We start from the raw sequence: 19,334 nt of genomic DNA on the forward strand, positions 1-19,334 counted from the left end.
GCGTTTGCCCAGCTCAACCCCTAAACTCCAGCACACGTGTGACTACGAACTGCGGAACCCGGGTCGCGGTGGCTTCGCTGATCGGCGCGATCGTGTTGACTGTGCGGGTGTGGCGCACCCGCAAGCTGCTAGGGGAACTGGGCGTCGGCGGCAGGGTCGCGTTCTACGGCGCGCTTGCGTACACCGTCCTGCCCGTCGATGTGCTGCCCGATCCGATCTACCTGGACGACATGGGCGTCCTGGCCGGGGCACTTCTGTATTTGACGCACCTGGTACGCCGGCAGCGGCCGGCACGGCCAGTCCCGCCCGGCCGGGAGCGCTGAGGGGCGAGGAATGTTCTAGGCTTGTGGGCAGCGGGTCCGGGCTGTGACTGATCCGAAGAGCTGGCCGTCGGGATTGGGCTGGCCGCGCTGGATTGCAGAGTCGCTCCCAGGTGTCCTCCCGGGCCCGCCCCTCCGGCTGGGGCGCGTTGGGCGTCGAGGATTATCTGGCGGTAGACCACGTCCGGCTGAGGGCCTCCATTGTGGTCTTGCCCTCGGCGGCGCGGCGGCGGTAGTAGGCGCGGCCGGATGTGAGATCAGACGCAGTTGCCGCAGATCGTCCCCGGATCCGGGTTTCTCGAAGTAACCGTGATCGGTATCCGGACCAGCCGGTCGTTGACACCGATGGGGGTGACGGTCAGCCCGTCCGGTGACCGGTCGACGGCGTAACAGGCGAGCCGACCCGTGGGGTTGAACGTCAAACAGATCCCGCGAAGGCCGGTGACGGCCGCGGGAGCCAGCCGACCGGAGAAGGTCGTCGGGGTCGTCGCCCCTTGGTAGCTGAGCGGGACGACCCAGGCAGCGGAGAGGACCCGGTAGTAGCCGATCGCGAACGTGGCGGCGGAGTCCTCCGTGCCGGCACAGGGCTGGATCCAACCCGACACCCAGATGTCGGATCCGATGACGGAGGCGGCCATCTCGCCAGTCGCGCACGGCAACGCCGGCCAGATGATCGGCTGTTCGGTCGCGGTCTTGGTTTCTGCCGCCGCCGCGGCGGCGACGCCGGCCGGCAGCAGCGGGGTTGCGATAAGGAAGCACGCGAGCAGGCCGCGGATCAGGGACCTCATGAATCCACTCCACGCGATCGAGTCGGTCCGGGCGCCAGCGCCGGACCGGTTGACGGGGATAGCCCAACCGACGGCGGTCGGCCGGACGGCGATGCCGGGCCCGGTGGCGGTTGCTGGCCGGCGCCTAGCGCGAGCCCGAGCTGAAACCGGTTCTCCACGCCGGCGCGCTCCATCAACGACCGCAGGACGTTGCTCACCGTACGAGGACTGATCCGCAACTCCCGGGCGGCCGTCACATCGGTGTGCCCCTGGGCGAGCAACGCGATCAGGGCCTGTTCCCGGTCGTCGAGGGCCAGTGGCGGTGAGCCGGGAGCCGCCGACCGGGCGTCGGCCCAGGTCCGCTCGAAGAGGCCGACCAGGGCGGCGACCAGCGGCGGTTGGCTCAGCTCCAGGTAGCCGCGCCCGAAGTCGTCCGGCGCAACCGGAAAGAACGCCACCCGGCGGTCGATGACGATGAGCTTCATCGGCACCTGCCGGGCTTGCCGGTAGTCGGGGCGGGCCTCGTCCGGCCGGCGCCCGTACGCGAGCAACGGATCGTCCCCGTCGCTGGAGTGTCGGCCGAGAACCCGCATCCGTACCCCTCGATCAAGCAGGCTTCGGTCCACCGAGATTCCGGACTGGGCCGACTGCGCGTCGAACACCACCTCGGTGTTGATGGCCAGGTGCTCGTGTTGGGTGACCCGGGCCAGCTCGGCTAGCCGGCGCCGGGTGGCCGCCCGGGTCGGCAGATGCGCGATGCCGTCGCCGAATCGCCCGGCGGCGAGGATCTCCCCGGCGATGTCCGGTGGCCGGGCGGTGCCGGTCGTGCCAGCCCTCGGCCCGAACGGCCGGCGGATCGACCGCAGCAGGCTGGCCGGGGGTCGGGCGTACCAGATGTGGTCGGTGTGGCCGGGCTCGACCTTGACCATCGCCGCGGGGATCGTCGCCAACTCCTGCAACGCCGACCAGATCCGCCGCGCCGGCATGCCGAGGCTGCGCCCGAGCTCATCGGCCGAGCAGGCGCCGAGCATCACCAGAGCTCGGTAGACCAGATCCGAGTCGGGGGAGTATCCCCATCGGACGATGGACGGGATCGCGTCGTGTACCACGACCTGATCCGGGGATTCCCACATGCAGCCTCCCCATGTCGGCCCTCGGAGCGGACGATACCGGCCAAGGACGTATCCGTACATCGGCCTTACTGATCTTCGGTTGATGCCCTGAATCCGGTCGTAGCGTGGCGCGCCGGCGGCCGATGCGTGATCCCGCACCACAATCGGGCCAAGTGGACAATCGGCTGCGGTGATGTTGACCGGGCCGGGGGCCGATCCGACGCTGCTGATGCCCTCGATCCATCGAACCCTGGAGGCATCACCATGCTGCGAGGACGCACCACGACGCGAGAACGCGTCGCCCGGACGGTCGGGCTGGCGTCGGCCGTGTCGGTCGCCGCCGTGCTGGCCGCCGCGGTACCCGCCACCGCCGCACCGCCCGCCGCCACCTCGTCCGTACAGGCAGGACCGAACGTGAGCATGCAATGTGACTCGGGTGCCCGAACCGTCATCTGCTCCGTCTCGTACCTGTCCACGAGCCCGGTGCAGATCCGCTGGACACTGCGGGGCACCCCGATCTCGGGCTTCGACAACCTGACCCAGGTCCAGCTTGGCTGCAGCGGCCCGGTCGACATTGGGGTCTGGGTAACCAACGCCGACGGCACCGGCAGCACCGGGCGGCTTGTCTACTGCAACCCTGGGGAGTGGCCGTGACCGGCCGTCGGGCGCCCCTGGTCGTCCTGGCCGCCGCCGCCCTGATCGCGACCCTGACGCCGGCCGCCGCGTACGCCGAACCGGCCGTCCGCAGCCAGCCGGGAACCATGGCCGGCGCCGCCGCACCGGCACCGGTGGCGGGTGCGTCGGGCCAGGGCTGCGCCGCGATCCGCGCGCAGGCGGCCCGCTCACCGGGCACCGGCACCACGGCCTGTATCGAGTTCGGCCGCGCCGGCGCCGCCAAGCCCGCCGCCGCCGTCGCCAACGAGTGCGGTGCCAACCGGTGGCAGGTCCGCCGCAAGTTCGGCTGCGCCACCCTGACCGGCAACTACTACCTGGTCGACCGCGCGACCGGGACGTCGGTCGGCTGGATCGGATTCTCCGTCACCAGCAGCATCCTCATCTCCGACGGCCGGTGGACGCACGACTTCGCGATCACCGCGACGTCTGCCACTGGCTTCATCGGCGAGCCGGGCATGGCGGCCGCACCGGAGTGCACCCACAACTGCCGCCTGGTCTCCTGGATCTACAACGGTGGCGGCGTCCGGTTCCTGCCGGGGGTGACCGTGCGCGGCTCGGCGACGGTCGACGCCAACCACGGTGGTTTGGGGACGGTCTGGCGTGCCGGTTCGCGCTGGACCTGGGTGGCGACCAACCCGGTCGCCAACCCATCGCGGAGCAACCAACTCGACGACGCGCCGCCGACCCACCGCTGCGACGACGCGCTCAACGGGTACCGGTGGGGCTGCGTGTACGACACCTACCAGCCGGTCCACGAGATCGGCAGCCTGCGGTACCCCACCTACGCGCGGCACATCGGGCTGGCGCACAGTCACGGGATGCCCCGGGTGCTCACCCGGACCACGAACGAGGCGCTCCGCGATGCGAACAGAAGAATCGCCTGCCCGTCCTCGTACCCGAGGCCGGCGGGCATGTCGTGCGACGAGTACCCCTATGCCTCCACCTACGAGGGTGCAGCGAACCAGCCGTATGGCCGGACCTTCCGGATCTTGGGCGGCATCAACGGCGGCGGCAACGGATTCCTCTGTTACGTGCCGTTGCAGGTCCGTCAACCGGGCGAGTCGGCCGGCTACAGCGCCTGCATGATCAATGAGGGGGACAACTCAGGCGGCGGCTCGGACCTTGGCATCTTCTACCTCGACGACCGGGTGATCGAGGGGGATCGGTTCGAGGTCCGAGTCGTCTGACGACGTGCCCGCTTCCCGGCACCTAATCTCTCCTCCAGCCGGGACCGGGCCCGGCGCCGGCCGGGTATTCGCGACGCGAGTGGCGGATACCCGGCCGGTCTCGGCGGGCGATGCGCTCAGCATGAGAGGAGGCGTTCATCGAACTTGCGTCGAGACGTTCATCGGTGGTTGCGATCCATCGCGAACTGTTATAGAACTCTCCCATGAGTTATAGAACAGTGGGCGACGAGGTGCTGCCGCGCGCACGGGCCGGGGTGATGGCTGACCCCGGTCCGCGCGGCCGGTTCGGTGAGCACGGCGGTCGGTATGTGCCGGAGCCGCTGGTCGCGGCGTGCGACGAGGTGGCGGCGGCGTTCCAGGATGCGTGGGCCGACGCGGGATTCCGCAAGAGCCTCGCGAACCTGCTGGCGCTGCACGTGGGACGGCCGACGCCGCTTACCCCGGCCTGGCGACTCTCGGCCGAGCTGGGCGTCGACCTGCTGCTCAAGCGGGAGGACCTGGCGCACACCGGCTCCCACAAGATCAACAACGTGATCGGCCAGGCGCTGCTGGCGAGCCGCATGGGGCGCACCCGGCTCATCGCCGAGACCGGCGCCGGGTCACACGGCGTGGCTACCGCCACCGCCGCCGCGCTGCTGGGCCTGAAAGCCACCGTGTTCATGGGGGAGCGGGACATGGAGCGGCAGGCGCCGAACGTGTTCCGGATGCGGGTGCTCGGCGCCGAGGTGGTGCCGGTGCGCACCGGCAGCCGCACCCTCAAGGACGCCACCAGCCAGGCCATGCGGCACTGGGTCGGCGTGGTCGACGAGGCGTACTACTGCGTCGGCTCGGTGATCGGGCCGCACCCGTACCCGTACATGGTCCGCGAGCTGCAGCGCGTGATCGGCGACGAGGCGCGCGGCCAGTGCGCCGCCGAGCTGCCCACCGGGGTGCCCGACTACGTGGTGGCCTGCGTCGGCGGCGGCTCCAACGCGGCCGGCACGTTCGCAGGGTTCGTCGGCACGCCGGCGCGCCTGGTCGGCGTGGAAGCGGCCGGTGGGGCAGGGGCGGCGCGTGGGCGCACCGGCGTGCTGCACGGGTTCCGGTCGCTGTTCCTCCAGGACGGCGACGGGCAGGTCACCGAGGCGCACTCGATCGCCCCCGGCCTCGACTACCCGGGCGTCGGCCCCGAGCACGCCCACCTGCGCGACCTCGGCCGCGCCCGGTACGTCACCGTCGAGGACGGTGAGGTCGTCGAGGCGGCCGTGCGGCTGGCGCGTACCGAGGGAATCGTCCCTGCCCTGGAGTCGGCGCACGCGGTCGCGTGGGTGATCCGCGCGGCCGCCAGCGGTGAACTGCCGCCCGGCGCAACCGTGCTGCTCACCCTCTCCGGCCGCGGCGACAAGGACATCTCGACCCTGATGGAGCTGTTGTGAGTGGGATAGAGGCTCGGTTCCGGGCGGCGGGGCGCAAGCTTCTGATGCCGTACATCATGGGCGGGGTCACCGACGGCTGGGTCGAGTACCTGCGGGCGTTCGCCGAAGCCGGCGCGGACGCCATCGAGGTGGGCCTGCCGTTCTCCGACCCGACGCTGGACGGCCCGACGATCCAGGACGCCAACGACGCGGCCCTGGCCCGTGGCACGACCGTGCGCAGGGTGTTGGCAGACGTCACGGGGCTCGACCTCGGTGTGCCGCTCGTTGCGAGCACCTACTACAACCTCGTCGCCCACGACGGGCCGGAGCGGTTCTGCGCCGCGCTGCGGGACGCCGGCTTCGCCGGCCTGATCGTGCCCGACCTGCCGCTGGACGAGGCCGGCGAGCTGATCGCCGCGGCCGAGGCGGCCGGCATCGAGCTGGCCCTGCTCGCCTCGGTGGTCACCCCGGCACCGCGGCTCGCCCAGATCGCCGAGCGCAGCCGCGGCTTCGTGTACGCGGTCTCGCTGATGGGCACGACCGGCGAGCGTCACGAGGTGGACGCCTCGGCGGCGGCGCTGGTCGAGCGGCTGAAAGCGGGCACCGACCGTCCGGTACTGCACGGGTTCGGCATCACCACACCCGAGCACGCCGCGCGGGCCAGCCAAGCGGCCGACGGCGTGATCGTCGGGGCGGCGGTCGTGCGGCGCGTCCTCGACGGCGCGGGACCGAAGGAGGTGGGCGGCTTCCTGGCTAAAATGCGGCGAGCCATCGACCAGGGAGGGTGAGTGACCCGCGAAGGGCCCGCCGAGGCGAGGTACCGGGCCATCGCCGCCGACCTCGCCGCGAAGATCCGGGCGGGGGAGTACGCCCCCGGTGAGGCGCTGCCCGCGCAGCGCGAGCTGAGCGCCGCCTACGGGGTCACGCTGATGACGCTGCGGCAGGCCCTGCGGCAGCTCAGCGACGACCGGCTCATCGTCCAGCAGCCTGGCAAGGGCACCTTCGTGTCCCCGCCACACCTGGCGTACCGGCTCGGCTCGCTGCGCAGCCTCGCCGACGACCTGCGCGAACAGGGGCACGAGGTGCGCACCACGGTGCTCGGCCGGTCGGTGCGCGGGCTTCCGGCGCGGGTCGCGGCCCAACTGCGGGTCCGGCCTTCAGACACGGCGCTGCGGCTGGAAAGGCTTCGCGTGTTCGCCGGCCGGCCCGCCGTGCATCAGGTGTCCTGGGTACCCCAGCCGCACGCCGACGCGATCCGCGAGCGCGACTTCGGGACGGTGTCGCTGTACGGGGCGCTCGCCGACGCGGGCGTCGCGGTGGCGCGGGCGGCCGAGACCGTCAGGCCGGAGGCACTGGAGGCGGTGGCCGCGCGGCACCTGGGCGAGCCGGCGGGCACTCCGGTGTTCGTCAGCGACCGGATCACGTACGCGCTGGACGGTGGCGCGGTGGTCGCCGACCGCGCCACGATTCTGGGCAGCATGCTGGAGATCCGCACCGACCGGCAGGCCACCGGGCTGTCCATTGCCTGGTCAGGCCTTGCGCCCCGCTGATCTTGCGTATGCTCGAAGTGTGGACGTCGGCCTGGCAGCGTGGCTGGTCACCATCGGGCTCATCCTGGCGTTGCTGGCCGTCGACCTGATCCTCGCGGCGGTCCGCCCGCACGCGGTCGGCTTCAGGGAAGCCGTCGCCTGGTCGGTGTTCTACATCGCGGCGGCGATCGTCTTCGGCCTGGTGGTGTACGCCCAGCACGGGGCCGAGTTCGGCACCCAGTACTTCGCCGGCTACCTGGTCGAGAAGAGCCTGTCCGTCGACAACCTCTTCGTCTTCGTGATCATCATGACCACGTTCGCGGTGCCGGCCGAGCACCAGCACAAGGTGCTCACGTTCGGCATCATCCTCGCGCTGGTCATGCGGGCGATCTTCATCGCGGTGGGCGCCGCCCTGCTGAACCTGTTCACGTTCATGTTCCTGGTGTTCGGCGCGCTGCTGATCATCACGGCGATCCAGCTCTTCCGGCACCGCGACGAAGATCCGGACATCGGCGACAACGTGATGATCCGGGCCACCCGCCGGTTCCTGCCGATCACCGATGGGTACGAGGGCGGCAAGCTCGTGACCCGGCTCGACGGGCGGCGCGCGGTCACCCCGCTGTTCGTCGTACTGATAGCGATCGGCAGCACCGACCTGCTCTTCGCGCTCGACTCGATCCCCGCGGTCTTCGGGGTGACCGAGGAGCCGTACCTCGTCTTCACCGCCAACGCGTTCGCCCTGCTTGGCCTGCGCGCCCTGTACTTCCTGGTCAGCGGCCTGCTGGACCGGCTGGTGTACCTGTCAACCGGGCTCGCGCTGATCCTGGCGTTCATCGGCGTCAAGCTGGTGCTGCACTGGGCACACAAGGACATCAGCGACGCGGTCCCCGAGGTCAGCACCAACGTCTCCCTGATCGTCATCGGCGTCGTGCTCGCGGTGACCACAGTGGCCAGTCTGGTCAAGGTCCGCCGCGACCCAACGGCTCGCGCACACGCCGGCTCGCTGCGCGCCAGCGAACGCGAAACCACCGAACGCGAGACATAGACGTGCCGCTAGTCCACCGCTAGTCCTGACGCTTCGCCACTGCCAGGTCGTCGAAGCCAGCCGCTGCCAACGCGTCGGCCAAGCGGCGTAGGCCGCTGCGAAGCCTCGACTTCGCGGTGCCCTCGGGGATGTTGAGGGCGCGCGCCACCTGCTGGTAGGTCAACCCCTGGTAGTACGCCAGCAGGATCGCCTGCCGGTGCTGGGAGGGCAGCTCGTCGACGGCTGTGCGCACCTGGGCGGCAAGGCTGGCGGTCAGCACGTCGTCTTCCACTCCCGCCGTGGCGGCCGGCTCCGCAAGTACCGGAGCGTAGTGGTCCTGGGTGCGGCGGCGCCGTAGCCAGTCGATGGCCCGGCGCCGGGTGATCATGCAGAGCCAGCTGCGGAGCCGGGTGCGTCGCGGGTCGTACCGCTCCGGGCGCATCCACAGCTCGACGAACACCTCCTGGGTGATGTCTTCCGCGGCGCCGCGGTCGCCGGTCAAGCGGAGCGCGAGCCCGTACACCGTCGGTGAGTGGGCGTCGTAGACCTCGGCCAGGGCCTCTTCGCAGCCTCCGGTGAGCGCGTCGCGCAGTCGTACGTCGTTGTCGTCGACGCCCCCGAGCACCTCAGTCACACCCCAACGTCGCGGCGACTTCGAGGAAGTCGGTAGCGGCGCCCGAATCGCCACGAATCTCGGCACCCGACTCGGGCACGCTCACCCGGCCGGCCAGCAACCGACAGAACCTCACGAGCGGCACGACGACCTCCGCGACCGCCCCCTGCGGCGGCCCGGAACGAAGGGCCGAGAGCGCGACCAGGTGCTCGGTGCCGCCAGGGCCGGTCAGGACGAGCCGGACCTGGCCGGGCCGGCCGCGTCCGGCGGCGTCGATCGCGCCGGGCAGCAGCACCAGCGCGAAGCCGGCGATGCCGGCGAGCTGGTCGGGCCGGGGTGGGTCGGACGGCAGCCGCAGGGTGGTGCGCAGATCGTCGGCGTGGATCCAGGTCTCGAAGGTGCGCTGCACCAGCGCCTCGCGCAGCGGCCGCCGGACGGGTGCCTTGCCGGCCAGCCGGACCTGCCGCTCCAGCAGGCGTGGGCCGCCGGTGGCGACCTCGCGCAGCAGTGCGTCGGCCTGTGCGCGCCACCGCCGCCGGACCTGCGGCTCCGCTGTGGACCCGGCAGGGACGCCGAGGTCGTCGGCCACCAGGCCGTCGCTGGCCGTCAGGTGGGTGACCAGCGCGCCGACGTTTTCGTACTTGGCGGTGGGGAGCCGCCACTGGTCGGGCTCCAGCCCCGCGAGCAGCCTGTCGAACGCGGCCACCTGCCGCGCGTACGGGTCGAGCAGCTGCCCGACCTCGGGCTCGCGGGCCGGGCGTGCCGCGCGTGCGGCTTCGAGCACCCGGCTGCGCAGCGCGTCGGGTGGCCGGCGGGCGGTCAGCACGCCCAGCCAGTGTGCGGCCTCGGTGAGGCGGGTGCCTTCGGCGGCGCAGTGCGGGCAGTCGGCGGTGTGTTCGGCGACGGTGGCCACCTCGGTGGCGGCGCAGGCGTCCACGGCATACGCCCCGAGCAGGTCTTCGGGGTGCGGATCGTCAGTCATCTCGACCCTCCAGCGGCACGACGGCCGGGCGGACCCACCGAGCATATGTCAATGCGTCGAAGTGTCCTGCCCCGCTTGTGTCACGGGTTCGCGCGACCCGCCGCGACGGATGCGCGACCTGGCGAGAATGGGGTGTCGATCTGGCGACAGGCCGTTCGTGTAGGTGATGAGAGAAGGGAGAGCACCATGAAGCAGTACCTGCTCAGCATCTACCAGCCCGACGGTGACCCACCGCCACCGGAGGTCCTGGACCCGATCATGCGTAACCTGGCCGCCCTGAACGAGGAGATCAAGGCGGCCGGCGCGTGGGTCTTCGCCGCCGGCCTGCACCCGCCGTCCACGGCGACCGTGCTGCGGGCGAACGGCGACGACGTCCTGGTGACCGACGGCCCGTTCGTGGAGGGCAAGGAGCACATCGGCGGGTTCACGATGATCCAGGCGCCGGATCTCGACGCCGCGCTGGAGTGGGGCCGCAAGCTCGCCCGCGTGCTGCACCCGCTGTCGATCGAGGTGCGTCCGGCGGCCGAGGGGCACTGCTGATCGGGCATGACCAGCTCTGCTAGCCGGCGCATGACCGAGGTCGAGCGGGTGTTCCGGGCGGAGTACGCCCGGGCGGTCGCTGTGCTGGTCCGCGTCTTCGGCGACATCGACGTCGCCGAGGAGGCGGTCCAGGACGCGTTCGCAGAGGCGGTGCGGCGGTGGCCCGAGACGGGGCCGCCGCCCAGCCCGGCCGGCTGGATCATCACCACCGCCCGGAACCGCGCCATCGACCGGCTGCGGCGCGAGTACACCCGCGACAACCGGCACGCGCAGGCCGCGCTGCTGTACGCGCCCGACGAACCCGTGGAGGTGGGTGCCGTGCCCGACGACCGGCTCCGCCTGATCTTCACCTGCTGCCACCCGGCGCTCGCGCCGGCCGCCCGGGTCGCGCTGTCGCTGCGGCTGCTCGGCGGGCTCACCACCGCCGAGATCGCGCGCGCCTTCCTGGTGCCGGAAAAAACCATGGCGCAGCGCCTGGTCCGCGCGAAGGGCAAGATCCGCGATGCGCGCATCCCGTACCGCGTGCCGCGCGACGCCGACCTGCCGGACCGGCTGCGCACCGTCCTCGCCGTGGTGTACCTGATCTTCAATGAGGGGTACGCGGCCAGCTCCGGTGACCGGTTGGTGCGCGCCGAGCTGTGCGCGGAGGCGATCCGCCTCGGGCGCCTGCTCGCCGAGCTGATGCCCGACGAGCCCGAGGTGCTGGGGCTGCTCGCGCTCATGCTGCTCACCGACGCGCGCCGAGCCGCCCGCACCACCCCGGACGGTGCCCTGGTGCGCCTCGCCGACCAGGACCGCGGGGCGTGGGACAGGGCGCTCATCGCCGAGGGCCAACAGATCGTCCGGCGCTGCCTGCGCCGCGACCAGCCGGGCCCGTACCAGATCCAGGCCGCGATCAACGCGGTGCACAGTGACGCGTCCACCGCGGCGGACACCGACTGGCGGCAGGTTGTCGCCCTGTACGACCTCCTGCTGACCGTGGCGCCGAGCCCGGTCGCGGCGCTGCATCGCGCGGCCGCCGTGGCCGAGGTCGAGGGGCCCGGTGCCGCTCTCGCGCTGGTCGACGCCCTCGACCTTTCCAGCTACCACCTCTACCACGCGGTGCGCGCGGACCTGCTGCGCCGCCTCGGCCGCGAGGCCGAGGCGGCGCGGGCGTACCAGGCGGCGATCGACCGCACCGGCAACGAGGCGGAGCGCGACTTCCTGCGCCGGCGGTCAGGCGACCGCGAACCGTAGGGTGCGTGCCGCCGCGAGCGTGGTGCCGTCGAAGCCTTCCAGGCGCACGTGCTCGCCGGCCGGCACCGTGACCGTGCGCCGCCCGTCGGGCACCGCCACCGACCTGACCGGCCGACCGTCCACATAGCAGTCCAGACTGGACAGGTTCGCGGTGGTGACCGCAAGCTCGATCCGCGAACCCATCGGCCGCGCCTCGACGTCGAGCAGGCGCGAGGTGCGCTTGGCCAGCAGCGCGCCGGCCGCGTCGAACAGGTCGGCGTTGCCCTCCAGCAGGTCGCGCCGGGTGAGTTGGTGTACCTCGTCGGGCAGTACGCCAAGGTCTTCCAGCGGCTGACCGGCGTGCGCGCCGACCCGCAGGGTGCGCAGCAGCGACACCCGCAGCCGCGCGCCTCGCGGCAGCGCCGTGAACGGGCCGCCGGGCCAGCGGGTGACCAGGTCGGAGTGCTCCCATACGGTCGCGCCGCCGGCCCCGGTGTTGCCCTCGACGCCCAGGACCGGGCCGATCTCGTTGTCCTGGAAGCCCGCGGCGAAGATGTCGGTGGCGCTGTAGCAGAGCGCGTCGGTCACCAGCACGACCGGGCCGTGGTAGAGCTGCCCGAAGTCGTTGACCTCGTCTTCGGTGAAGAACGGGATCGCCGTGGAGTACTGCGCGCCGGTCTCGATGGCATCGCCGATCGACTCGTTCCATGGCGACAGCCACTCCACCACAGTGGACAATCCCGCGGTTGCCTCGGTGTTGACGAACTGGAACGGCTCTGGGCGCACCACGCGCGGCGTGAAGTACTGCAGCAGCGCCTCCGCCGCGTACACGTAGCCGCCGCCGTTGCCGCGCACGTCGAGGATGATGCCGTCGCGCGGCATCAGCGGGAGCAGCCGGCGGATCTCGCGGAGGAAGCCCTCGTAGTCCTGGTCCTCCATGTGGAACGTGTACAGCCGCAGGTGTCCGAACGTGCCGTGCGCCGTCGTGATGACGCGCGCCTTGAGCTCACCGTCTGGCCGGTCGTTCGGGATCAGCGTGGGCTCGGCGGCGGCGATGTCGGGCGGCGCGAACAGCGCGCGCTTCACCTGCCGCACCACCTCGGTGCGCAGGTCCATGGCGAGCACGTTCGCGGCGACGCTCGTGGCGGGGGTGGCCTCGGCGTCGGCGACCGCCCCGACGGCCTCACCGTCCGTCGGGGTGATCTCGTCGTTGACGCTCACGATCCGCCACGGGATGCGGCTCTCGTGCGTCTCGCCGTCCACCGTGTACCGCACGTCGACCCAGTCTTCGTCGGGCACCTGCGAGACCGCGAGGGAGCGCTGCGTCATCCGTTCCCGGCCGCGCGCCAGCCGGGCGGGCGGGTTGCTGCCGCCCTCCTTCTCGGCGTTGCGGGCGACCGCCACCGTGATCGGCGCCCCGTTCCAGTGGGTGATCTCGGCGCCCCGCACCAGCCTCGGGTCACCGACCAGGTCGGACCGCACGTGCGAGACCAGCCAGCGCGGCTCGTCGCCGTCCCAGCACTGCTCGATCAGCATGCCGACGGTGGCGAGCTTGCCGACGTACGGGCGCGGCAGCACGTACAGGGTGTGCAGGTCGCGCAGGTCCGTGAAGATCCGCTGGAGCTCGGTGTGAAAGTCCGCCTCGGACAGCTGGCCGAGGCGGCGGCGCAGCAGCCGCAGCCGCTGGCTCGGGTCGATCCCGTACATGGCCCGCTTCTGCCACTGGTGCACGTACACGTCGTCGACCAGCCGGGCGGCCTGCCGGGCCACCAGGTCGCGCTCGGAGTCCGTCAACGATCGCTCGTCGAGCTGGGCCCGGAAGTCGGTCAGCAGCGGCGCCGCCGCGACTGCCTCGCGGCTGAGCCGCTTGTCCTCATCAGCCGGCATGGCACACCTCCGTTGTCGCCGACCGCCCAAAGTCGGCGTTCGTCTAGGAGAGAGGGCCGCTGGACGGCTGTGATACCGGCTGGAACGGTTCTGCCTGTGCGGCGGCTAGCCACCGCAGCCTCCACCTCGGCCGGCGGCGACGGCGATGAACGCGGTGAGGAAGGTCGGCCCCGAGATACCCCAGGTCTCGGCGTCCGCGGCGACAAGGCTGCCAGTCATGCGCCCAGGTGGAGGGGGCGTGCCACGCGCCCTCGCCCGACGGGTGGTGAAGACGTTCTGAAAGCCTGGCCTGCTGGGATGCCCTGGGAGGGTGACGGACCCGAAGGGGGCGCGGCTGCCCGCCACTCGGCAGAGGCATTGCGTGATCCCGCAAGAGATCTCGTCGATGATCTTGTGGAAGGGAGACTTCCGTCCGCTGCTGTGCTTGGATCGCTGCATTCCAGGTCCGGCCGCGTGATGGGGGAGGTCGTACGTGGCAGGCAGCAGTACGGGGGTGCTGGCCTTAGGTAAGTCCGTGCCGTCGCTGGTGCGCTGGGGCGTAACAGCTGACGCCGATCTGGTGTACCGGTGTCTGGCGACGTTCGGCCCCCGGCGGGCCGGCGAGGTCGCGGCGGACCTCGGCCTGGTGGTGCGCAGAGTGCGTGCGGCGCTGGACGAGTTGATGGAGGCCAGGCTCGTCCAGGTCGCCCGCGAGCCGGCATACGGTCTGGAGGCTGCGACATGGCGGGCTGTGGCGGTGGACGACGCGGTGATGTCGCTTCGGCGGCGTGCGCTGCGGCGCGCCGCGGTGGCGCCCACCGGGCGTGCGGCCGGGCTTTCCCAGCCGCCATTCGCGGCGCGGCGCCTCCCCGACCGCGACAGCACCCGGCGCCGGGTCGCCGAGCTCGCGCCGACCGAACGCGCCGAGCAGATGGCGATGAACCCGGAACGGATCATCAGCGCCGAGACCCTCGCGGTCGCATCGCCGCTTGATGTCGCCGCCCTGAGGCGCGGCGTGCGGTTGCTGGCACTGGGCCGCCCGCCCGCGGACGGTGACCGGTCGACGCAGCACACGGTCGAGTTCGCACGCCTCGGTGGCGAGTACCGGGAGGCGGCCCAGCTGCCACACAAACTGATGATCTTCGACCGGCGGGTGGCACTGCTCGCGGTTGATCCGCTCGACCTGAGCCGCGGCACCTGGGAGGTCGTCGACCCGGCTGCGGTCGCCTCGCTCGTCGCATTGTTCCTCCGCCACTGGAGTGGCGCGACAGACCCACGCAAGAACGGAGTACCCCGGCTCGTGCTTACACCACGGGAGAAGGCGCTGGTCAGATTGCTCGCCGAGGGGCACACCGACGCCAGCGCCGCCGAGCGCCTCGGCATGTCGACCCGCTCGGTGACCTACGCGTTGCGGGCCTTGATGGACCGGCTCGGCGTGGAGAACCGCTTCCAGCTCGGTCTCGCTCTCGGCGCGCTCCATGCCGCGATACCGCCAGCGATGTCCACAATGGATGAAGTCGATGGAGGCCAGGCATGAGCCGAATGGTCCGAGCCGGCGTGGCGCTGATCGCCGCCGTGGCCGCGCTGGCCGCGCTGGTCGCACTGGTCGCCCCCAGTCCGGCGGTGGCGGACGAGCCGGTCTGGGAGCGAATCGAGTGTCTCTCCGGAACCCTCGACGAGACACCGGTGATTCAGGAAACCTATGCCCTCGCCCAGGTGACACTGAGCGGCAGTCTCAACTGCGCGGCGTTCGGCAAGGCCAAGTTCGGATTCGCCCGATACGACAGCCGGAACTATCAGGGTCTGGTTTACGAGCCCTACATGCGGCCGTACGCGTACACCGCGCCAACGTCGTTCTCCATCGGAAACTATGTCGAGCGCGGCCCGGTCGACTTCGCTCTCTGCGTGGTAACCGATTACGGCGTTCGCATCGCGTGCGTCCGGGTCACACGCGAGAACTGGGAATCGAAGCTCTATGTGTTCCAGATGAAGACGGTCGACCCGATGGTCGATCGCTCGGTCCGCGTCGTTCCGCGGGACTCCAGCGAGCGGCCCGCCTGCGGTCACTGCTGGTAACAGGAGGATGGGGAGAGACGTGAGCCGTTGGGGCGTACGAGGTGTGGTGGCGCTGATCGCCGCCGTTGCGATGACAGCGACCGCCGCTCCGGCCGTTGCCGGCATCAAGTGGGTGACGGCGGATTGCTTCTCGGGCACCATCGACTCGGCGGTCATCGCCAGCAGCGGCCTTTCACTGGAGGGTCGAGTTGGCTGCGCCGAGACCGGTACGGGCGGCAGCTTCGGTGTTGCCCACTATTACTCCGACGCGGTCGGGATGTACCAGAGCACGATGCGGTCGTACGGACCCGCGGCCCCGACCACGTTCTCCATCGGCAAGGACGTTCGTGAAGGCACCTCAAGCTTCGCGCTCTGCGTCGTAACCGGCCACTCGGCGCGTATAGCGTGCGTCAGCGTCGCTCGACCTCGGCCGGCATCGACGACCCAGTCGGGATCGCCGATCGTTGTGACCCCCATGGCCACGGACGATCCGTACGTTACGCGGCCCGTCCAGGGCATCGGTCCCGATCTTGACAGTGGGTCCAGTCCGGCCTGCGGCCACTGCTGGTAGCGCGGTTGCGGGAAATAGCAACGGGATCCGGTCATGATCTTGGAGATCGGAGACGCCAGGGATCGCGAGTGTTTCGATCTGCATGTGTCGACGTTGAGGTTGGAACTTCTGGGCCCGTTGCGTGTGGGGATCGACGACCGACCCGTACGACTGACCACCGGGCGGTTGCGCACTCTGCTGGTCGGGCTGGCCATGTCGGCGGGCCGGGCCGTCTCGGTCGATCAGCTGACGCGGATCGTGTGGGCCGACGAACTGCCCGCCGATCCGCGCCGCAGCCTACAGACCTACGCGGCCCGGCTGCGCCGGGCGGTGGGCGGCCGGCGGATCGAGACCGTACGGGCAGGATGGCTGCTGCGCGCGGACCCGGACGACGTGGACGCGCTGCGGTTCGAGCGGCTGCTCGACGCGGCCACGTGCGGGCCGGATCCGGCGGCCGAGCGAGATCTGCTCGCCCAGGCGTTGACGTTGTGGCGGGGCGAACCATTCGACGGCGAGGAGTCCAGCTGGCTGCGCGAGGCGGAGCGTCCCCGGCTGCTGGAGCGCTATCTGGCCGCGCGGGAGCGGCGCATCGACCTCGACATCCGCGACGGCGCCGCGGCCGAACCCCTCATCGCCGAGCTGGAAGCGCTCACCGGACGGTACCCGTTGCGGGAGTCGTTGTGGGTGCGGCTGATGACGCTGCTGGACCTTCGGGGCCGTCCGGCGGAGGCCCTGCGCCGCTACGAGACCGTGCGCCAGCGGATCGCCGACGAGCTGGGCATCGACCCGAGCCTCGAACTGCGAGCGCTGTATGCCCGCCTGCTCGCCGGGCGGCCGGCCAACGGCCCACAGTGGCACATCCCCACCCTCGTCACGCCCCGGCAGTTGCCGCCCGAGCTGCCGGGCTTCGCCGGCCGGCGCGAGGCACTGGCCACATTGGACAGCCTGCTCGCCGCTCGGTGCGCCGGACGGGGTTCGGGTGTCGCCGCTGTGACCGGCATCGCCGGTGTGGGCAAGACAGCGCTCGTGCTCCGGTGGGCGCACCGGGCCGCGACGGACTTCCCCGACGGCCAGCTGTACTGCGACCTGCGTGGCTTCGACTCCTACGAAACCCCCGTGTCGCCGCACCAAGCGATCCAGGGATTCCTGGTCGGGCTGGGTGTCGCCCTTCGCAACATACCGGCGGATGCGGACGAGCGCGTGGCGATGTACCGGTCGCTTACGGCGGGCAAGCGCCTGCTCGTCGTGCTCGACAACGCCAGGAACGCCGAACAGGTGAGGCCGCTGCTCACCTCCGGCGGCGGTGGTTTCGTGGTCGTCACGAGCCGGAACCGGTTGAACGGCCTGGTGGTGTCGGGCGGCGCGCAGCCGGTGCCGCTCGACGTGATGCCGGCCCGCGAGGCGCGCGAGCTGCTGCACAACCGCGTGCGGCCGCTCGGCATCCGCGACGCGATTGTCGCGATCGACGAGATCGTCCGGCTTTGCGGGGGCCTGCCGCTGGCGCTGGCGATCACGGCTGCCCGGCTGGCGACCGGCCCGGAGCCGCCTGTCGCCACGGTGACGTCCGGGCTGCGCGACCCGCGTAGCCGGCTGGACCTGCTCGACGACGGCGACGAGGCGACGAGCGTCCGCGCCGCGTTCTCCCACTCGTACCGGGCGGTCAGCCACGACGCCACGCGCCTGTTCCGGCTGGCCGGTCTTCATCCGGGGCCCGAGGTCTCGTTGGTGGCCGCTGCCAGCCTGGCTGGGATGCCCGTACGCCACACGCGCCGACGCCTCGCGGAGCTGACCGACATGCACCTGATGGTCGAGACCGCGCCGGGTCGATACGCCCTGCACGATCTGCTACGCGTCTACGCCCGGGAACTGGCCGAAGAACACGGCGTCTAGCGGGCGAGAAGCCAGCGGAGAATCTCGGGGGTGGCGTCGAAGTGGCCGGCGTGTGCCGACTCGGTGCCGCGGACCAGGGTGGCGGTGGGCATCCGGCCGGCGAGCCACACCGCGTGCGCGACCGGTATGACGGTGTCGAGGTCGCCGTGCCACAGCCGCGCCGGTGCCGCCACGGTGGCGGGGTCGAAGCCCCACGGCAGCGCGTAGAGGGCGAGCTCGTCGTCGATCCAGCCGTCGAGCCCGGGACGGATCGCCTCGGCGTACGCGGCCGTGAGCATGCGGCTCACCTCCGGGCGGGCGAGCACCGCCTGTTCGGCGGGGGGCAGCAGGGTCGCGAGGCTGCCCGAGCCGGCGGTCGCGAGGTACGAGGCCAGCGCGTCCCGCCCCCGCCCTGCCGCCGCGGCGCTCTCCTGGTTGCCGGGCATCATGCCGGCGGTCCAGTCCAGGCCGGCGGCGTCGGCCGGTGCCGGGCTGGCCAGCGTGGCGACCCGGGTGACCCGGTCGGGGTGCAGGGCGGCGAAGGCGAGCGCGTGCGGCCCGCCGCCGGAGACTCCGAAGAGGGGGAACCGGTCCAGGCCGTACGCGTCGGCGATCGTGGCGATGTCGTCGGCGGCGTCGACCACCCGCCTGCCGGGGTCCGGGGCGGAGCGGCCGAACCCGGGCCGGTCGTACGTGATCAGCCGCACGCCGAGGTCGGCGAACAGCCGGTCGTCCGGGTAGCGCGCCAACCGGCTCATCGGCGTGCCGTGCGCGTACAGCACCGGCGTGCCGCCAGGCACGCCCCATTCCTCGACGGCGAGCACCCGGCCGTCGCTGGCGATCACTTCTCGCATGCGGCCAACGTAGGCCAGGCACCGCCGGATCGGGTGGTGGTTCGCGGCTGGCGTAACCGCCGCTATAACGAATCCGCGCCCATCGAGACGCAGTTCGACCTGTCAACCGAGCCGGAGGGCGTCGGTGACCGCTGGGTTTTCGGGGGAGTCGACCGCCGCGGGCCTGCCACGCGCCGCGTCCCAGGCCGCCTTGCCGCAGGCGAGGTAGTCGCGGACGGCCTTCTCCGCGAGCAGGGCGGCGCCGCAGCCGTCGCAGCGGGCTGCCACGCCGTCGGCGTCGACGTCGAGATGGCGGCAGAGCGTCACGGCCCGCGACAGGTGGTAGGACTGCGTGACGATCAGGGCCCGGGTGACGCCGTACACGTCGCGGGCGCGCACGCAACTGTCGTACGTGTCCAGGCCGTACGGGTCGGCCACGACCCGCCGCGCGTCGACTCCGAGGCCGGTCAGGTACCGGGTCATGGCCGCGGGTTCGTCGCCGGACGCGCCGCCACCGTCACCGGATACGAGAATGACCCGCGCCCGTCCACTGTGTACCAGGGCGGCGGCGGTCTGTAACCGGCCGGCGAGGCGCGTGCTGGGCTGGCCGTCGGGCATCACCGCGGTGCCCAGGACGATGGCGACGTCGGCGGCGGGCGCCTCGGATTCGCTGTACACGTGGCCGTGCGCGGAGATCTCCGTCCACAGCCAGGGCGAGCTGGCGACGAGCACCGCGGCGACAGCCGCGGCGGCCAGCCAGAGCAGGCGACGCCGCCGCCGCGTCATGCCGGATCCCAGGCGGC

The 19,334-nt window shown here is 71.6% G+C and carries 20 protein-coding genes; 13 read left to right on the forward strand and 7 right to left on the reverse strand.

Annotated features, from left to right (window positions below; genetic code table 11):
* The first annotated feature begins 68 nt into the window (after positions 1-68).
* Entirely contained in the window at positions 69-323 is a 255-nt protein-coding gene (locus tag V6V89_RS35940) for a YkvA family protein (protein WP_334624106.1), read from the forward strand.
* A gap of 254 nt (positions 324-577) precedes the next feature.
* On the opposite strand, the gene V6V89_RS35945 is transcribed toward V6V89_RS35940, so the two are convergent.
* Both V6V89_RS35945 and V6V89_RS35950 read right to left on the reverse strand, forming a co-directional pair.
* Entirely contained in the window at positions 578-1,108 is a 531-nt protein-coding gene (locus V6V89_RS35945; protein ID WP_334624107.1) for a hypothetical protein, read from the reverse strand.
* Positions 1,105-2,220 carry a helix-turn-helix transcriptional regulator gene (locus V6V89_RS35950; RefSeq protein ID WP_334624108.1) on the reverse strand — a complete coding sequence of 372 codons (1,116 nt, stop codon included), beginning with the start codon at positions 2,218-2,220 and terminating at the stop codon, positions 1,105-1,107. The genes V6V89_RS35945 and V6V89_RS35950 overlap by 4 nt, the downstream gene beginning before the upstream one ends.
* A gap of 243 nt (positions 2,221-2,463) precedes the next feature.
* On the opposite strand from V6V89_RS35950, the gene V6V89_RS35955 reads away from it, so the two are divergent.
* The 6 genes from V6V89_RS35955 (at position 2,464) to V6V89_RS35980 (ending at position 8,029) form a co-directional block, all read left to right on the forward strand.
* Positions 2,464-2,853 (forward strand): hypothetical protein, encoded by a 390-nt coding sequence (locus tag V6V89_RS35955; RefSeq protein WP_334624109.1) that lies wholly within the window; start codon positions 2,464-2,466, stop codon positions 2,851-2,853.
* The gene (locus tag V6V89_RS35960) at positions 2,850-4,061 is read left to right on the forward strand and encodes a NucA/NucB deoxyribonuclease domain-containing protein (RefSeq protein WP_334624110.1); all 1,212 of its coding nucleotides are present in this window, start codon (positions 2,850-2,852) and stop codon (positions 4,059-4,061) included. Before V6V89_RS35955 ends, V6V89_RS35960 begins: the two co-directional genes overlap by 4 nt.
* Before the next feature lie 203 nt (positions 4,062-4,264).
* On the forward strand, positions 4,265-5,476 hold the full coding sequence (gene trpB, locus V6V89_RS35965) for a tryptophan synthase subunit beta (RefSeq protein WP_442935290.1): 1,212 nt from the start codon (positions 4,265-4,267) through the stop codon (positions 5,474-5,476).
* A complete protein-coding gene (trpA, locus tag V6V89_RS35970) occupies positions 5,473-6,243 on the forward strand; it encodes a tryptophan synthase subunit alpha (protein WP_334624111.1) in 771 nt (256 codons plus the stop codon). Before trpB ends, trpA begins: the two co-directional genes overlap by 4 nt.
* Positions 6,244-7,005, forward strand: a complete 762-nt coding sequence (locus V6V89_RS35975; protein WP_334624112.1) for a GntR family transcriptional regulator — start codon at positions 6,244-6,246, stop codon at positions 7,003-7,005.
* Between the two features lie 19 nt (positions 7,006-7,024).
* Positions 7,025-8,029 carry a TerC family protein gene (locus tag V6V89_RS35980; protein ID WP_334624113.1) on the forward strand — a complete coding sequence of 335 codons (1,005 nt, stop codon included), beginning with the start codon at positions 7,025-7,027 and terminating at the stop codon, positions 8,027-8,029.
* 19 nt (positions 8,030-8,048) lie between these two features.
* On the opposite strand, the gene V6V89_RS35985 is transcribed toward V6V89_RS35980, so the two are convergent.
* Both V6V89_RS35985 and V6V89_RS35990 read right to left on the reverse strand, forming a co-directional pair.
* The gene (locus V6V89_RS35985; protein WP_334624114.1) at positions 8,049-8,642 is read right to left on the reverse strand and encodes an RNA polymerase sigma factor; all 594 of its coding nucleotides are present in this window, start codon (positions 8,640-8,642) and stop codon (positions 8,049-8,051) included.
* On the reverse strand, positions 8,635-9,603 hold the full coding sequence (locus V6V89_RS35990) for a maleylpyruvate isomerase family mycothiol-dependent enzyme (protein ID WP_334624115.1): 969 nt from the start codon (positions 9,601-9,603) through the stop codon (positions 8,635-8,637). The genes V6V89_RS35985 and V6V89_RS35990 overlap by 8 nt, the downstream gene beginning before the upstream one ends.
* Positions 9,604-9,789: 186 nt before the next feature.
* Between V6V89_RS35990 and V6V89_RS35995 the strand changes: the two genes are divergently transcribed.
* Both V6V89_RS35995 and V6V89_RS36000 read left to right on the forward strand, forming a co-directional pair.
* On the forward strand, positions 9,790-10,143 hold the full coding sequence (locus V6V89_RS35995; protein WP_334624116.1) for a YciI family protein: 354 nt from the start codon (positions 9,790-9,792) through the stop codon (positions 10,141-10,143).
* Between the two features lie 30 nt (positions 10,144-10,173).
* The gene (locus tag V6V89_RS36000; RefSeq protein WP_334624131.1) at positions 10,174-11,379 is read left to right on the forward strand and encodes an RNA polymerase sigma factor; all 1,206 of its coding nucleotides are present in this window, start codon (positions 10,174-10,176) and stop codon (positions 11,377-11,379) included.
* Here V6V89_RS36000 and V6V89_RS36005 read toward each other — a convergent pair.
* The gene (locus tag V6V89_RS36005) at positions 11,359-13,245 is read right to left on the reverse strand and encodes a S41 family peptidase (RefSeq protein WP_334624117.1); all 1,887 of its coding nucleotides are present in this window, start codon (positions 13,243-13,245) and stop codon (positions 11,359-11,361) included. The two genes, V6V89_RS36000 and V6V89_RS36005, sit on opposite strands and share 21 nt — an antisense overlap.
* Before the next feature lie 472 nt (positions 13,246-13,717).
* Between V6V89_RS36005 and V6V89_RS36010 the strand changes: the two genes are divergently transcribed.
* The 4 genes from V6V89_RS36010 to V6V89_RS36025 all read left to right on the forward strand — a co-directional run bounded on the left by V6V89_RS36010 (position 13,718) and on the right by V6V89_RS36025 (position 17,719).
* A complete protein-coding gene (locus tag V6V89_RS36010; protein WP_334624118.1) occupies positions 13,718-14,761 on the forward strand; it encodes a helix-turn-helix transcriptional regulator in 1,044 nt (347 codons plus the stop codon).
* A gap of 20 nt (positions 14,762-14,781) precedes the next feature.
* A complete protein-coding gene (locus V6V89_RS36015; RefSeq protein WP_334624119.1) occupies positions 14,782-15,300 on the forward strand; it encodes a hypothetical protein in 519 nt (172 codons plus the stop codon).
* 46 nt (positions 15,301-15,346) lie between these two features.
* Complete coding sequence (locus V6V89_RS36020) at positions 15,347-15,850, forward strand: hypothetical protein (RefSeq protein ID WP_334624120.1); 504 nt, start codon at positions 15,347-15,349, stop codon at positions 15,848-15,850.
* Between the two features lie 93 nt (positions 15,851-15,943).
* Positions 15,944-17,719, forward strand: coding sequence for an AfsR/SARP family transcriptional regulator (locus V6V89_RS36025; protein WP_334624121.1), 1,776 nt, complete (start codon positions 15,944-15,946; stop codon positions 17,717-17,719).
* Here V6V89_RS36025 and V6V89_RS36030 read toward each other — a convergent pair.
* Together V6V89_RS36030 and V6V89_RS36035 are read right to left on the reverse strand one after the other, a co-directional pair.
* Positions 17,716-18,552 carry an alpha/beta fold hydrolase gene (locus tag V6V89_RS36030; protein ID WP_334624122.1) on the reverse strand — a complete coding sequence of 279 codons (837 nt, stop codon included), beginning with the start codon at positions 18,550-18,552 and terminating at the stop codon, positions 17,716-17,718. The genes V6V89_RS36025 and V6V89_RS36030 overlap by 4 nt on opposite strands.
* Before the next feature lie 102 nt (positions 18,553-18,654).
* A complete protein-coding gene (locus V6V89_RS36035) occupies positions 18,655-19,317 on the reverse strand; it encodes a SanA/YdcF family protein (RefSeq protein ID WP_334624123.1) in 663 nt (220 codons plus the stop codon).
* Positions 19,318-19,334: the final 17 nt, after the last annotated feature.

This window comes from Micromonospora sp. CPCC 206061, from assembly GCF_036906915.1.
GTDB lineage: Bacteria > Actinomycetota > Actinomycetes > Mycobacteriales > Micromonosporaceae > Phytohabitans.

What these genes read in the sequence shown, in the direction of transcription:
- V6V89_RS35945 (WP_334624107.1), bottom strand. Translation starts at nt 1,108, where the DNA reads ATGAGGTCCCTGATCCGCGGCCTGCTCGCGTGCTTCCTTATCGCAACC.
- V6V89_RS35950 (WP_334624108.1), bottom strand. Translation starts at nt 2,220, where the DNA reads ATGTGGGAATCCCCGGATCAGGTCGTGGTACACGACGCGATCCCGTCC.
- V6V89_RS35955 (WP_334624109.1), top strand. Translation starts at nt 2,464, where the DNA reads ATGCTGCGAGGACGCACCACGACGCGAGAACGCGTCGCCCGGACGGTC.
- trpB (WP_442935290.1), top strand. Translation starts at nt 4,265, where the DNA reads ATGAGTTATAGAACAGTGGGCGACGAGGTGCTGCCGCGCGCACGGGCC.
- V6V89_RS35990 (WP_334624115.1), bottom strand. Translation starts at nt 9,603, where the DNA reads ATGACTGACGATCCGCACCCCGAAGACCTGCTCGGGGCGTATGCCGTG.
- V6V89_RS35995 (WP_334624116.1), top strand. Translation starts at nt 9,790, where the DNA reads ATGAAGCAGTACCTGCTCAGCATCTACCAGCCCGACGGTGACCCACCG.
- V6V89_RS36000 (WP_334624131.1), top strand. Translation starts at nt 10,174, where the DNA reads ATGACCGAGGTCGAGCGGGTGTTCCGGGCGGAGTACGCCCGGGCGGTC.
- V6V89_RS36005 (WP_334624117.1), bottom strand. Translation starts at nt 13,245, where the DNA reads ATGCCGGCTGATGAGGACAAGCGGCTCAGCCGCGAGGCAGTCGCGGCG.
- V6V89_RS36030 (WP_334624122.1), bottom strand. Translation starts at nt 18,552, where the DNA reads ATGCGAGAAGTGATCGCCAGCGACGGCCGGGTGCTCGCCGTCGAGGAA.
- V6V89_RS36035 (WP_334624123.1), bottom strand. Translation starts at nt 19,317, where the DNA reads ATGACGCGGCGGCGGCGTCGCCTGCTCTGGCTGGCCGCCGCGGCTGTC.